General features: G+C 72.4%; 13 protein-coding genes. 10 read left to right on the plus strand and 3 right to left on the minus strand.

Translation table 11 applies throughout. The annotated features are described in order from the left end of the window. Nucleotides 1-34 precede the first annotated feature (34 nt). Together ABTW87_RS29280 and mshA are read right to left on the minus strand one after the other, a co-directional pair. A complete protein-coding gene (locus ABTW87_RS29280; protein WP_350654556.1) occupies nucleotides 35-568 on the minus strand; it encodes a type III secretion system chaperone family protein in 534 nt (177 codons plus the stop codon). Nucleotides 569-693: 125 nt separating this feature from the next. Beyond that, nucleotides 694-2,043, minus strand: a complete 1,350-nt coding sequence (gene mshA, locus ABTW87_RS29285; RefSeq protein ID WP_350654558.1) for a D-inositol-3-phosphate glycosyltransferase — start codon at nucleotides 2,041-2,043, stop codon at nucleotides 694-696. Nucleotides 2,044-2,214: 171 nt separating this feature from the next. Here mshA and ABTW87_RS29290 point away from each other — a divergent pair, with 171 nt between their 5' ends. After that, on the plus strand, nucleotides 2,215-2,979 hold the full coding sequence (locus ABTW87_RS29290) for an SDR family oxidoreductase (protein WP_350654559.1): 765 nt from the start codon (nucleotides 2,215-2,217) through the stop codon (nucleotides 2,977-2,979). After that, on the plus strand, nucleotides 2,979-3,773 hold the full coding sequence (locus tag ABTW87_RS29295) for a class I SAM-dependent methyltransferase (protein WP_350654561.1): 795 nt from the start codon (nucleotides 2,979-2,981) through the stop codon (nucleotides 3,771-3,773). Before ABTW87_RS29290 ends, ABTW87_RS29295 begins: the two co-directional genes overlap by 1 nt. Nucleotides 3,774-3,879: 106 nt before the next feature. Here the strand turns inward: ABTW87_RS29295 and ABTW87_RS29300 are convergent, their stop codons facing one another. Beyond that, on the minus strand, nucleotides 3,880-4,974 hold the full coding sequence (locus ABTW87_RS29300) for a UDP-N-acetylmuramate dehydrogenase (RefSeq protein WP_350654562.1): 1,095 nt from the start codon (nucleotides 4,972-4,974) through the stop codon (nucleotides 3,880-3,882). Between the two features lie 70 nt (nucleotides 4,975-5,044). On the opposite strand from ABTW87_RS29300, the gene ABTW87_RS29305 reads away from it, so the two are divergent. From ABTW87_RS29305 to ABTW87_RS29340, 8 genes are all read left to right on the plus strand, one after another. Continuing rightward, entirely contained in the window at nucleotides 5,045-5,806 is a 762-nt protein-coding gene (locus ABTW87_RS29305; RefSeq protein ID WP_350654564.1) for a maleylpyruvate isomerase family mycothiol-dependent enzyme, read from the plus strand. Nucleotides 5,807-6,006: 200 nt separating this feature from the next. Continuing rightward, nucleotides 6,007-7,317 carry an extracellular solute-binding protein gene (locus ABTW87_RS29310; protein ID WP_350654566.1) on the plus strand — a complete coding sequence of 437 codons (1,311 nt, stop codon included), beginning with the start codon at nucleotides 6,007-6,009 and terminating at the stop codon, nucleotides 7,315-7,317. A 110-nt stretch (nucleotides 7,318-7,427) separates the two neighbouring features. Next, entirely contained in the window at nucleotides 7,428-8,414 is a 987-nt protein-coding gene (locus ABTW87_RS29315) for a carbohydrate ABC transporter permease (RefSeq protein WP_350654568.1), read from the plus strand. After that, a complete protein-coding gene (locus ABTW87_RS29320; protein WP_350654570.1) occupies nucleotides 8,411-9,244 on the plus strand; it encodes a carbohydrate ABC transporter permease in 834 nt (277 codons plus the stop codon). Before ABTW87_RS29315 ends, ABTW87_RS29320 begins: the two co-directional genes overlap by 4 nt. Further along, complete coding sequence (locus tag ABTW87_RS29325) at nucleotides 9,241-10,614, plus strand: GH1 family beta-glucosidase (protein ID WP_350654571.1); 1,374 nt, start codon at nucleotides 9,241-9,243, stop codon at nucleotides 10,612-10,614. Before ABTW87_RS29320 ends, ABTW87_RS29325 begins: the two co-directional genes overlap by 4 nt. Before the next feature lie 41 nt (nucleotides 10,615-10,655). After that, nucleotides 10,656-11,663, plus strand: a complete 1,008-nt coding sequence (locus tag ABTW87_RS29330; RefSeq protein ID WP_350654572.1) for a LacI family DNA-binding transcriptional regulator — start codon at nucleotides 10,656-10,658, stop codon at nucleotides 11,661-11,663. Nucleotides 11,664-11,764: 101 nt separating this feature from the next. Beyond that, the gene (locus tag ABTW87_RS29335) at nucleotides 11,765-12,163 is read left to right on the plus strand and encodes a RidA family protein (protein ID WP_350654574.1); all 399 of its coding nucleotides are present in this window, start codon (nucleotides 11,765-11,767) and stop codon (nucleotides 12,161-12,163) included. Next, nucleotides 12,160-13,056 (plus strand): GNAT family N-acetyltransferase, encoded by an 897-nt coding sequence (locus tag ABTW87_RS29340; RefSeq protein WP_350654576.1) that lies wholly within the window; start codon nucleotides 12,160-12,162, stop codon nucleotides 13,054-13,056. Before ABTW87_RS29335 ends, ABTW87_RS29340 begins: the two co-directional genes overlap by 4 nt. Nucleotides 13,057-13,230 lie beyond the last annotated feature (174 nt).

Below are 13,230 nucleotides of genomic sequence, written 5' to 3' on the forward strand. Positions count from 1 at the left end.
CCCAACTGCCGCACCGCGCGGTGCGGCATACCCGTCAGGACCGGCCCGAACCTCCCGAGGCGGGAGCGGCGTCGGTGGAGGGTTCGAAGAGGTGGGCGAAGGCCGCGAGGTTCGCGGTGGATTCGCCGCGCTTGACCCGCCACTCCCATTCCCGCCGGATCGAACTGCCGAAGCCGATCTCCAGCATGGTGTCGAAGGACTCGTCGGCGTACGTCAGGACCGCACCGAGCAGCCGGTCCAGCTCATCGGCGTCGATTCCGGTGGGGTTGACCCGGCCGGTCAGGTAGACGTCGCCGACGGCGTCGATGGAGAAGGAGACCCCGTACATGCGGGCGTTGCGCTGGAGCAGCCACGCCCACAGCTCCTCGCGGCGCTCGTCGGGCTGGCGCATCACGAACGCCTCGATCCGCAGGGCGTGCTCGCCGACGATCAGGTTGCAGACGGTCTTGAGCTTGTGGGTGCCCGGCAGGGTGACGGCGTACGAGTTCGGGCCGGTGGGCTCGCAGGCCAGGTCCCGCTCGGCGCAGACCGACTCGATCAACGCTCCGAGATCGCTCTTACCGCTCATCGCACCCACTCTACGGCCGGCCTGTCAGGCCCGCCCGGGCGCGGGCACCGGGCGCGGACCGCGGTGTTAACAAGGGGCCCTTCCTCTACCGCAGGCGTTAACAGGGGGCCCTTCCTTTCACCCCTTCACCAGGAGCAGGTGGCCAGTTGAGTGGTCAGCCGGGTGCGGTGCTCGGCGATCGCCTCGCCGTAGACGTCGAGCAGGGTGGACACCGTACGGTCCCAGGAGAAGTTCGCGGCGTGCCGCTCCGCCCCCCGGGACAGCGCCGTGCGGGCGGCGACGTCGGGCAGCAGCCGGGCCAGCGACCGGGCCCAGTCCACCGGGTCGTGACCGTCGACGAGCACACCGCTCACCTGGTCGCGTACCGCCGTCACGAGGCCGCCGACGGCGGCCGCCACGACCGGCGTACCGCAGGCCTGCGCCTCCAGCGCGACCAGCCCGAAGCTCTCGTTGTACGACGGGACCGCGACCAGGTCGGCCGCCCGGTACAGGTCGGGCAGGTCGTCACCGGTCTGCGGCGGCAGGAACCGCACCTGGTCGGCGACGCCCAGCGAGGTGGCCAGCTCGATGAGGGCGGTGGGCCGGTCGAGGCCGGTGCCGCTGGGGCCGCCGCAGATGACGACGGTCAGCTCCCCGGCGAGCGCCGGGTCCCGTTCCCGCAGCGCGGCGGCCGCGCGGATCAGCACGTCGGGCGCCTTCAGCGGCTGGATCCGGCCGACGAACGCCACGACGTGGCCGCGCTCCGGCAGGCCCAGCCGGCGGCGGGCGGCGACCCGGGCGCGCTCCCGGTCACCGGGGGCGGGACGGAAGCGGGCCAGGTCCACGCCCGGCTCGACCACCGCGACCCGGGTCGGATCGGCGTCGTACCGCTCCAGCAGGTCACCGGCCTCGACCTTGGTGTTGGCGACGAGCCGGTCGGCCTCGGCCACCACCTGCTCCTCGCCGATCACCCGGGCCTTGGGTTCCGGCCGGTCACCGGCGGCGAGCTGCGCGTTCTTGACCTTGGCGAGGGTGTGCGCGGTGTGTACCAGCGGCACCCCCCAGCGCTCCTTGGCCAGCCAGCCGACCTGCCCGGACAGCCAGTAGTGCGAGTGGATCAGGTCGTAGTGCCCGGGCGGGCGGGACGCCTCGGCGCGCAGCACCCCGGCGGTGAACGCGCAGAGCTGGCCGGGCAGCTCCTCCTTGGTCAGCCCTTCGAGGGGCCCGGCGGTGACGTGCCGGACGTGCACGCCCGGCGCCATCTCGACCACCGGCGGCAGGTCACCCGACGTGGCCCGGGTGAAGATCTCCACCTCGACGTCCGCCGCGGCCAGCCGCCGGGCGACCTCGAGGATGTAGACGTTCATCCCGCCGGCGTCACCGGTGCCCGGTTGGTGCAGGGGTGAGGTGTGCACGGAGAGGGTCGCGATGCGGCGGGGCCGCGGCCACGGGTGGGCACCACGCTGACGACCGACACCGGTGTGCTGTTCCGCCACGTCCGCTCCCTCTGCCCACGGTTGTTGCCGTTACGCACGACCGGCGCTTCTCGGTCAACCTCCACGCCGGATGTCATCTTCCCGATCGGCGGTCGGTAATGCCTGCCGGGCGTCTCCGGGCGTGACGGACCTCATCGGCCCGCCACCCCGGGCGGGGGTCAGAATGGGCGGATGACTTCTGTCGCCGTCGTCACCGGGGCGTCCAGCGGGATCGGTGCCGCCACCGCCCGCCGGCTCGCCGCCGAGGGGTTCCACGTGCTGGCCGCCGCGAGGCGTACCGACCGGCTCGCCGATCTGGTCAAGGAGATCGAGACCGCCGAGGGCTCGGCCACCGCGGTGGCCTGCGACGTGACCTCGGACGAGTCGGTGGCCGGTCTCGCCGCCGCGGCGGCGGCCGCGCCGGGCCCGGTCACGCTGCTTGTCAACAACGCCGGAGGCGCGCGCGGCCTGGACCCGGTGGAGACCGGCTCGGTCGGTGACTGGCAGTGGATGTACGACGTGAACGTCCTGGGCACGCTCCGGGTCACCCAGGCGCTGCTGCCCGCGCTGGAGTCCTCCGGCGCCGGCACCATCGTCGTCGTGTCGTCGACCGCCGGCTTCACGGTGTACGAGGGCGGTGGCGGCTACACCGCCGCGAAGCACGCGCAGACCGCCGTCGCCGGCACGCTGCGCCTGGAGCTGTGCGGCCGGCCGATCCGGGTGGTCGAGGTCGACCCCGGGATGGTGCGGACCGACGAGTTCGCGCTGGTCCGCTTCGACGGGGACGCCGACCGGGCCGCGGCGGTCTACGCCGGGGTGCCGGAGCCGCTGGTCGCGGACGACGTGGCGGACTGCATCGCCTGGTGCGCCACCCGCCCGCACCACGTCAACGTGGACCGTCTGGTGGTCCGCCCGCTGGCGCAGGCCGCGCAGCACAAGGTGCACCGGGTGAGCTGATGGCCGGACCGGCCCGGCGCCCGCTGGGCGTCGTCACCCGCGGGACGACGAACCCCAACCGGCTGCGCCGGGTGGACAACTGGATCGTCGAGACCTGCGGGGACGCGCTGCGTGCTGCCGCGGACCCGCTGGTCGTCGACCTCGGCTACGGCGCCGAGCCGGTCACGGCCGTCGAGCTGCGGTCCCGGTTGGCCGCCGCGGTCCGTTCCGACGTCCGGGTGGTCGGGCTGGAGATCGATCCGGTACGCGTCGCCGCCGCCCAGCCCGCGGCCGACCCGCCCGGGCTCACCTTCGCCCGGGGCGGCTTCGAGCTGGCCGGGTTGCGCCCCGCGCTGGTCCGCGCGTTCAACGTGCTGCGCCAGTACGACGAGAGCGAGGTGGCCGCTGCCTGGGCCACGATGACCGGCGCGCTCGCCCCGGGCGGCCTGCTGGTCGAGGGCACCTGCGACGAGTTGGGGCGGCTCGGCGGCTGGGTGCTGCTCGACCCGGACGGCCCGCGCTCGCTGACGCTCAGCGCGAAGCCGACCACCCTGGACCACCCGGGGCAGCTCGCCGAACGGCTCCCCAAGGCCCTGATCCACCGGAACGTCGAGGGCGAGCCGATCCACGCCCTCCTCCGCGCCTTGGACGACGCGTGGCGGCGGGCGGCCCCCTACGCCCCGTACGGCCCCCGCCAACGCTGGCTGAGAACGGTGTCCACCGTCCGCGAGACCGGCTGGCCCGTCCTGGGCCGCCCGCACGGCTGGCGCCACGGTCTGCTCACGATCCCCTGGCCCGCGATAGCCCCGCGCTGACCCACCCGCCAGTCTCCGCGATCTTGCACTTTTGGCCCTTGATTTGCCCCTTTTATGCGTTTCGTCGGGGCAGAAAGTGCAAGATCGCTTTGGGGGAAAGGAGGGGTTACAGGGTGCAGTTGATCAGGACGGGTTCGGGGTGGAGGGTGACGCCGAAGCGGGACTCCACGCCCTGGCGGATCTCGCGGGCCAGGGCGACCAGGTCCTCCGTCCGGGCGGTGCCGGTGCGGTGGGTCAGGGCCAGGGTGTGCTTGGTGGAGATGGTCACCGCCCCGTCCGGGCCGGGGTGGCCCTTGCCGAAGCCGGCCTTGTCGATCAGCCACGCGGCGCTGACCTTCACCGTGCCGTCGGCGCCCGGCCAGGACGGCGGCTCGCCGAGGTCGGCGGCCCGCTCCCGCAGGCGCTCGTACGCGGCCCGGTCCAGGACCGGGTTGGTGAAGAACGAGCCGACCGACCAGGTGTCCGGGTCGGCGGCGTCGAGAACCATGCCCTTGCCGGCCCGCAGCCGCAGCACGGTGGCGCGGGCGTCGGCAAGCGGCACCCGGTCGCCGACCTCGACGCCAAGCGTCCGGGCGAGTTCGGCGTACCGGATCGGGCCGGACAGCGGCGACTTGGCGAGCCGGAAGTCGACCGACAGCACCACCCAGCGGTCGCTGTACTTGAAGATGCTGGACCGGTACATGAAGCCGCAGTCGGCGGCGGCGACCCGGTCGGTGACGCCGGCGATCCGGTCGTAGACCTGCACGCCGGTGATGGTCTCGGCGACCTCCTGGCCGTACGCGCCGACGTTCTGGATCGGGGTGGCCCCGGTGGAGCCGGGGATGCCGGAGAGGCACTCCAGGCCGGACCAGCCGTTGGCGACGGTGGCGGCGACCAGCTCGTCCCATGGTTCGCCGGCCTCGACACGTACGGTGACGGTGTCGGCGTCCTCGGCGACCACCTGGAGGCCCCGCGAGCGGACCAGCACCACGGTCCCCGGGAAGCCCGCGTCGCCGATCACCACGTTGCTGCCCCCGGCGAGGATCAGGATCCGCTCCCCCCGGTCCCCTGCCTCGCGCACGCTGCGGACGATCTCGTCCGCGGTGCTGGCCGGGACAACGCGGGTGGCCACCCCACCCAGGCGCAATGTCGTGTATCGCGCCAGGTGGCACAGGGCGTCGGGTTGTGCTCCGGTTGTCGACTGGGTGTGGACGTCTGACACGCCCTTCACCCTAGGCTGAGGGGTAGCCGCGGCGCCCACTGGTGGCCCGGTCACCCCCGGGAGGATGGCGATGAGCAGACTGCACGGCACGAAGGACTTCTGGATCGGGGCACTTCGGGCGGAGGGCCCGGCGTTCGCCGCCGCGGTCGCCGAGGCACCTCCCGAGACGCCGGTGCTGTCGTGTCCCGGCTGGACGGTGACCGACCTGACCCGGCACCTCGCCGGCGTGTACCGCTGGGTGCACGGCGTCGCGTCGGCGAACGCCATCACCGCGCCGACCGGCGGGTCGCGGCCGGTGGAGCCGGGTCCGGGCGAGTCCGCGCTGCGGCTCTGGCAGCAGGCGTACGACGAGCTGATGGCCCTCTTCGACCGGCTGGACCCGGAGGCCCCGGCGTGGAACTGGGCCCCGCAGCCCAAGAAGGCCGGATTCTGGCACCGCCGGATGGCGCACGAGACGGCGGTGCACCGGTGGGACGCCCAGCTCGCCATCGCCGCGGGTGAGCCGATCGAGGCGAAGCTCGCGGCCGACGGGGTGAGCGAGGTGCTGGACAGCTGGCTGCCGGCCGGGCGGCGCCGGGCGGGTGGGCCGTGGCACGGCGTGGTGCACCTGTCGGCGCCGGACGCGGCGCAGGAGTGGTTCCTGCGGTTGCGCGGCGAGGGCGTCGCCCTGCTGGACACCGCCACCATCTTCGACCACGACGACCACCACGCCCGGGTCCAGGTCACCGGCACCGCCAGCGACCTGCTGCTGGCGCTGTGGGGCCGGGTCAGCTTCGAGAACCTCACCGTCGCCGGCGACCGGGGCCTGCTCTCGGGTCTCCGGGTGACCTGAACCGGTCCGGTCGACACTTTCCCGAAACGAGGGGCTGTTCCTGCGCGGACGGCCCCTCTTTCGCTGTAGGTGGGCCGTGGGGGAACGCGCGCACGGCAGTGAGAGAGCGCTCTCTTGACATCCGGACGAGCGGCGGGCGAGGCTGTGTGAGAGCGCTCTCTCACGTTCACCGTCCATCGACCTGAGAGGGGTCCTGGAACATGGGTGCCATCTCGCGCCGCCGCCTCGCGGCGGTCGCCCTCATAACCACCACCGCCCTGCTGGCCACCACCGCCTGCGGCGGCGGCAACGACGACGACGCCGGCGACGGTACGATCACGCTCACCGTCGACGTGTTCGGACAGTTCGGTTACGACGAGCTGTACAAGCAGTACGAGGCCGCCAACCCCGGCGTGAAGATCGTCGAGCGGGGCACCGGCGGCAACCTCGACGAGTACTCCCCGAAGCTCACCCAGTGGCTCGCCGCCGGCAAGGGCGCCGGCGACGTCGTCGCGATCGAGGAGGGGTTGCTTGTCGAGTACAAGGCCAACCCGGGCCACTTCGTCAACCTGCTCGACCACGGCGCGGGTGAGCTGAAGGGCAACTTCCTGGAGTGGAAGTGGAACGCCGGGCTCACCGCCGACGGCAAGCAGCTGATCGGGCTCGGCACCGACGTCGGCGGCATGGCGATGTGCTATCGCACGGACCTGTTCGCCAAGGCCGGCCTGCCCACCGAGCGGGACGCCGTGTCGGCGCTCTGGCCGACCTGGCAGGACTACATCCGGGTCGGCGAGAAGTTCGCCGCCGCGAAGACCGGCGCCTCGTTCCTGGACGCCGCCACCAACACGTTCAACACGATCGTGTTGCAGACCGCGGGCAACACGACCGGCTACCACTACTACGACACCGGAGACAACCTCGTCGTGGACACCAACCCGGCCGTCAAGCAGGCCTGGGACACCACGATGGACATCATCGACTCCGGCCTGTCGGGCAAGTACGGCGCCTGGTCCGAGGAGTGGGTCTCCGCCTTCAAGCAGGCCAAGTTCGCCACCATCGCCTGCCCCGCCTGGATGACCGGGGTCATCGAGGGCAACGCCGGCGCGGCCGCAAAGGGCAAGTGGGACATCGCCCGGGTGCCCGGCAACGGCGGCAACTGGGGCGGGTCGTACCTCGCCGTGCCGAAGCAGAGCAAGCACCAGGAGCAGGCGGTCAAGCTGGCCAAGTTCCTGACCAGCGCCGAGGGCCAGATCGGGGCGTTCAAGGCCAAGGGCCCGCTGCCCTCGTCGCCGCAGGCGCTCGACGACCCGGCCGTCGCCGGGGCCACCAACGCCTACTTCTCCGACGCCCCGGTCGGGCAGATCTTCGCCACCGGCGCGAAGAGCCTGAAGCCGGTCTACATGGGCCCGAAGAACCAGGCCGTCCGCACCGAGGTGGAGAACGCCGTCCGCACCGTCGAGCTGGGCCAGCGCAGCCCCGAGCAGGGCTGGACCGACGCGGTGACGAACGCGAAGAAGGCCGCCGCCAAGTAACGCTCCCCGCGCCCCCACCGGCTCCGCGTACGCCCGGAGCGGGCCACCCGCGCGCGCCGTCGCGCCGCGGGCCGGTGGGGAGCGGGCGGCGTGGAAAGGAGTACGCGGGCATGAGCGTGCAGCTTGACGCCCGGCCGCCCGTGGCGGCGGTACCACCCGTGCGGTCCCGGCGGTCGCACCGGCTCAGCCGGTTCGACACGCGCTGGTCGCCCTACCTGCTCATCGCCCCGTTCTTCCTGCTGTTCGCGGTCTTCGGGGCGTACCCGCTGGTCTACACGCTCTGGGTCTCGCTGCACGAGTGGGACCTGCTGGGCACCGACCCCACGTTCGTCGGTACGGCGAACTACACCAACCTGCTGGCCGACGCGGACTTCTGGCACGCGGTGGTCAACACCCTCGGCATCTTCGTCATCTCCACCGTCCCGCAGCTGCTCGCCGCCCTGTGGCTGGCGAACCTGCTCAACCGTCAGCTACGCGCCCGCACGGGCTGGCGGATGGCGGTGCTGGTCCCGAACGTCACCTCAACGGCCGCGGTGGCGATCGTGTTCGGGGTGCTCTTCGGCCGCGAGTTCGGCATGGTCAACTGGCTGCTCGACCTGGTCGGCGTCGACGCGATCGACTGGAAGTCCAACCGCTTCGCGTCCTGGGTCGCGATCTCCACAATGGTCGACTGGCGGTGGACCGGCTACAACGCCCTGATCTTCCTGGCCGCGATGCAGGCCATCCCACGTGACCTGTACGAGTCGGCGGCGATCGACGGCGCGAGCCGGGCACGACAGTTCTGGTCGATCACCGTCCCGCTGCTCAAGCCGACGATCATCTTCGCGGTCATCATCTCCACCATCGGCGGCCTCCAGCTCTTCACCGAGCCCCGCCTCTTCAACTCCGGGACCAACGCGATCCGCGGTGGGCCGTCCCGGGAGTCACAGACGGTGACGATGTACATGTTCGAGAACGCGTTCGCCCCCTACTACAACTTCGGGTACGGCTCGGCCGTGGCCTGGCTGCTCTTCGCGCTCATCGCCGTCGTCGCGGTGGTCAACGTGCTGATCATCCGGCGGCTGGGCACCGGCGCCGGGAAGGGAGGCCGGGCATGAGCCGGCTGTGGCGGGCCAGCCCGCTGACGTACGGGGCCCTGGTGGCCGCCGCCTTCGCCTCGATCTTCCCGATCTGGTGGATGTTCGTGGTGGCCAGCCGGTCCAGCGACGCGATGGGCCAGCTCCCCCCACCGGTCACCCCCGGTGGGAACCTGGGCGCCAACATCTCCCGGCTGTTCGCCAACACCGACGCGTACTTCCTCACCGGCCTGATCAACTCGGCGATCGTGTCGACCACGGTCACGGTGTCCGTGGTCCTCTTCTCCACGCTCGCCGGGTTCGCGTTCGCGAAGCTGCGGTTCCGCGGCCGGAACGCGCTGCTCATGGTCATCATCGCGACGATGATGGTGCCCACACAGCTCGGCGTCATCCCGCTGTACCTGCTGATGACGAAGCTCAACTGGAACGACCGGCTGCCGGCCGTGATCGTCCCCGCCCTGGTCACCGGGTTCGGGGTGTTCATGATGCGGCAGTACGCCGCGCAGGCGGTCAGCACCGAACTGATCGAGGCGGCCCGGGTCGACGGCTGCAACACCGCCCGCATCTACTGGAACGTGGTGCTGCCGGCGCTGCGCCCGGCCGCCGCGGTGCTCGGCCTGCTCACGTTCATGACGACGTGGAACGACTTCCTCTGGCCGTACGCTGTCCTCAACGACCCGGAGAACCCGACCGTTCAGCTGTCCCTGCGGGCACTGTCGGACGGGTACTACCAGGACATGTCCCAGGTCTTCACCGGGACGGCCATCGCGACGCTCCCGCTGTTGCTGGTGTTCGTCCTCTTCGGGCGCCAGATCATCGGCGGGATCATGGAAGGTGCGGTCAAGGCGTGAGCGAGCTTCGGTTCCCCGACAACTTCCGCTGGGGCGCGGCCACCGCGGCGTACCAGATCGAGGGCGCGGCCCGCGACGACGGCCGCGGCCCGTCGATCTGGGACACCTTCAGCCGTACGCCCGGCAAGGTCCACCACGGCCACACCGGCGACGTCGCCTGCGACCACTACCACCGGTACGCGGACGACGTGGCGCTGATGGCGGAGCTGGGACTGCGGACGTACCGGTTCTCGGTCGCCTGGCCCCGCATTCAGCCGGACGGCACCGGCCCGGTCAACCCGCGCGGCCTGGACTTCTACGACCGCCTGGTGGACGCGCTGCTGGCGCGGGGCATCGACCCGATCGTCACGCTGTACCACTGGGACCTGCCGCAGACCCTGGAGGACCGGGGCGGCTGGACCACGCGGGAGACCGCGGAGCACTTCGCCACGTACGCGGCCGTCGTGCACGCGCGGCTCGGCGACCGGGTAAGCACCTGGACGACGTTGAACGAGCCGTGGTGCTCGGCCTACCTCGGGTACGGCAACGGGGTCCACGCCCCCGGTGTGCAGGACCCGGGAGCGGCCTTCACCGCCGTACACCACCTGCTGCTCGGGCACGGCCTGGCGGCCCGGGCGCTGCGCGCGGCCGGCGCGCAGACCGTGGGGATCACGCTCAACCCGGCGGACGTCCGTCCCGCCGACCCGGACAGCGCCGCCGACGCCGCCGCGGTACGCCTCGTCGACGGCCTTCAGAACCGGATCTTCCTGGACCCGCTGTTCCGGGCCGCGTACCCGGAGGACATGCTGGAGCACGTCGCCCGGATCGTGGAGCCGGCGTTCATCCGGGACGGCGACGAGAAGCTGATCGCGGCACCGATCGACCTGCTCGGGGTGAACTACTACCAGCCCACGTACGTCGCCGGGCGGCCGGACGGCGCCGGCGGCGGTGGCGCGTTTCCCGGCACCGAAGGGGCGGTGGACTTCCTGCCGCCGGCCGGCCCGCTCACCGACCTGGGCTGGATGATCGAGCCGGCCGGGCTCACCCGGTTGCTGGAGCGCCTCGCCGCCGACTACCCGGGTGTGCCGCTGCTGATCACCGAGAACGGGGCGGCGTTCCCGGACAAGGCCGGTCCCGACCCGGCCGGCGAGGTGATCGACGCCGACCGGATCGCGTACCTGGAGGGGCACCTGCGCGCGGCGCACGAGGCCATCGCCCGGGGGGTGGATCTGCGCGGCTATCTCGTATGGTCGTTGCTGGACAACTTCGAGTGGGCCGAGGGCTACCGGAAGCGGTTCGGGATCGTCCACGTCGACTACCTGACCCAGCGGCGCACACCGAAGGCGAGCGCCCGGTGGTACCAGGAGGTGATCTCCCGGAACGGGCTCTGAGGGGGGCGACGGCGGCTGTGACGAGCGGGGGGACGACGGCGATGACGGCGGCGCAACGACCGACGCTCGAGGCGGTGGCCCGGCGTGCCGGAGTCTCCCGGGCCACGGTGTCCCGGGTGGTGAACGGCTCCACCACGGTGGCCGAGCCGATCCGCGAGGCCGTACGCCGGGCGGTCGCCGAGCTGGGGTACGTGCCGAACCTGGCCGCCCGCAGCCTGGTCACCCAGCGGACCGACTCGATCGCGCTGGTCATGCCCGAGGCGGCCACCCGCGTCTTCTCCGACGACCAGGTCTTCCCCGGCATCATCCGGGGCGCGGCACAGGAGCTGGAGGCGGCCGACAAGCAGCTCGTGCTGATGCTCGCCGGCTCACCGGCCGGGCACGAGCGGGTCGAGCGGTACACCACCGGCCGGCACGTCGACGGGGTGCTGTTCGCCTCGCTGCACGGCGCCGACCCGCTGCCCGGCCGGCTGGCCCGGCTGGGCATCCCGGTGGTGTGCAGCGGCCGGCCGCTCGACGGCGCGGACGTGCCGTACGTCGACGTGGACCATCTCGGCGGGGTGACCCGGGCCGTGCGGCACCTGCTCGACAGCGGCCGGCGGCGCATCGCCAGCATCGCCGGCCCGCAGGACATGGTCGCCGGCATCGAGCGGCTCGCCGGCTATCGCGAGACGGTGACCGCCGCCGGGCTGCCGGAGCGGGTCGCGTTCGGCGACTTCACCCGGGAGTCCGGCGCGGCGGCGATGCGCCAGCTCCTCGCCGACCACCCCGACCTGGACGCGGTCTTCGCCGCCTCCGACCTGATGGCGCACGCCGCCCTGCGTACGCTCCGCGAGGCGGGGCGGCGGGTGCCGGACGACGTCGCGGTGATCGGCTTCGACGACATCGAGACCGCCGCGTACACCGAGCCGCCGCTGACCACCGTCCGGCAGCCGATCCAGGAGATCGGCCGGCAGATGACCCGGCAGCTACTGCGCCTGGCCGCAGGCGAGCCCATCGAACCGACCGTCATCCTCCCCACGGAGCTAATCCTCCGCGAGTCCGCGTGAAAGGAAGGGCCCCCTCTTAACGCCCCCGGTGGAGGAAGGGCCCCTTCTTAACACCCCGAAATTCGGTCGAGCGCCCACCGGCCCGGAGCTAGCGTCGGGCCGTGCCACATCTTCTCCACGTTCCCGCCCTCGCCGACGCCGAGTACGCCTACGTAGCCACCGTCGAACCGCCGGCCCGCCTCGTCTACACCGCCGGGGCCTGCCCGCTGGACGCCGACGGCCGTACCGTCGCCCCCGGTGACCCCGTCGCGCAGGCCCGGCAGGTGATGGCCAACCTGGAGACGGCCCTCGCGGCGGCCGGCGGCCGCCTCGCCGACGTCGTCAAGACCACCGTGTACGTGGCCTCGGCGCACCAGCCGGACCTGGTGGCCGTCTGGCAGGTCGTCCGGGACGCCTTCGGCGACCACGACCCGCCCAGCACCCTGCTCGGCGTGGCCGTCCTCGGCTACCCCGACCAGCTCGTCGAGGTCGAGGCGGTCGCCGCGGTGGCCGCCACGTGACGATCCGCCCCGCCGTCCCGGACGACGCCCCGGCCGTCGTGGCGCTGCGTACCCGGGTCCTGCCGTTCCTGGTCCGCGGCGTGGCCTCGACCCGGCAGATGATCGCCCAGCCGCCACCGGGCCAGCACTGGACAGCGTTCGTCGCCGACGTCGGCGGCGCGGTCGTCGGCTGGGTGTCGGCGTACCGCTACGCCGGGTCGACCCGGTCGGTCGGCGAGATCTCACTCCTGCACGTCCACCCCGAGCACCGGGGACAGGGCATCGGCAGCGCGCTCCTGGCCGCCGCCCTGGACCACCTCGCCCCGCTCCGGCTCCCGCTCCTGCACGGGCGGGCGCTGCCCGAGTCGCTGCCGTACGCCCGGCGGCGCGGCTTCACCCCGAGCCGGGAGGAACGCTTCTCCGCGCTCGACCTGACGGCCCTGCCGCCGCTGCCGGCCGCACCCGACGGAGTACGCCTGGTTTCGCTGGCCGAGGTCGACCCGTACCGCGTGTACGAGGTGGAACGGGAGGCAAGCGTCGACGAGCCGAGCGACGTCCCCTCCGACGCCCTCACGTACGAGCACTGGCGGGCGGACACGTGGGACAACGTCGGCCTGGACCGGGCGGCCAGCACCGGCGTGGCGGTGGACGGCGTCCTGGCGGCGATCAGCCTGGTCAAGCGCGACGGGACGCGGATGTGGTCGGACTACACGGGCACCCGGCCGGAGCACCGGGGCCGCGGCCTGGCGTCGGCGGCGAAGCTCGCCGCCCTGCACCGGGCCGCCGCGAGCGGGGTGACCACCGCCTACACCGGCAACGACGCGGCGAACGCCCCGATGCTCGCGATCAACATACGCCTCGGCTACCGCCCGGTCGCCGCACAGTGGAGTTGCCTGCGCGAGCTGGACGGGTAAGCCCGCGCGGCGGCGGCATGATCACGCTCGAAGGCACAAGTAGTGGTCTCCGGGGCGCCGCGACGCCACTACTTCACACACAACGCCGTTGCGTTAGGGCTGTGATCGGCGGGTCAACCCCTGCTGGATAGTGGGAACGGGACTCCTGGTAGATCAACTTGTGTCGAGCAAGAA

The sequence above is a fragment of the Micromonospora sp. NPDC126480 genome, from assembly GCF_040302465.1.
In the GTDB taxonomy this organism is placed as follows: domain Bacteria; phylum Actinomycetota; class Actinomycetes; order Mycobacteriales; family Micromonosporaceae; genus Micromonospora.

Coding starts and splice junctions, on each gene's coding strand:
- ABTW87_RS29315 (WP_350654568.1), top strand. CDS start 7,428: ATGAGCGTGCAGCTTGACGCCCGGCCGCCCGTGGCGGCGGTACCACCC.
- ABTW87_RS29310 (WP_350654566.1), top strand. CDS start 6,007: ATGGGTGCCATCTCGCGCCGCCGCCTCGCGGCGGTCGCCCTCATAACC.
- ABTW87_RS29305 (WP_350654564.1), top strand. CDS start 5,045: ATGAGCAGACTGCACGGCACGAAGGACTTCTGGATCGGGGCACTTCGG.
- ABTW87_RS29280 (WP_350654556.1), bottom strand. CDS start 568: ATGAGCGGTAAGAGCGATCTCGGAGCGTTGATCGAGTCGGTCTGCGCC.
- ABTW87_RS29295 (WP_350654561.1), top strand. CDS start 2,979: ATGGCCGGACCGGCCCGGCGCCCGCTGGGCGTCGTCACCCGCGGGACG.
- ABTW87_RS29290 (WP_350654559.1), top strand. CDS start 2,215: ATGACTTCTGTCGCCGTCGTCACCGGGGCGTCCAGCGGGATCGGTGCC.
- ABTW87_RS29320 (WP_350654570.1), top strand. CDS start 8,411: ATGAGCCGGCTGTGGCGGGCCAGCCCGCTGACGTACGGGGCCCTGGTG.
- ABTW87_RS29330 (WP_350654572.1), top strand. CDS start 10,656: ATGACGGCGGCGCAACGACCGACGCTCGAGGCGGTGGCCCGGCGTGCC.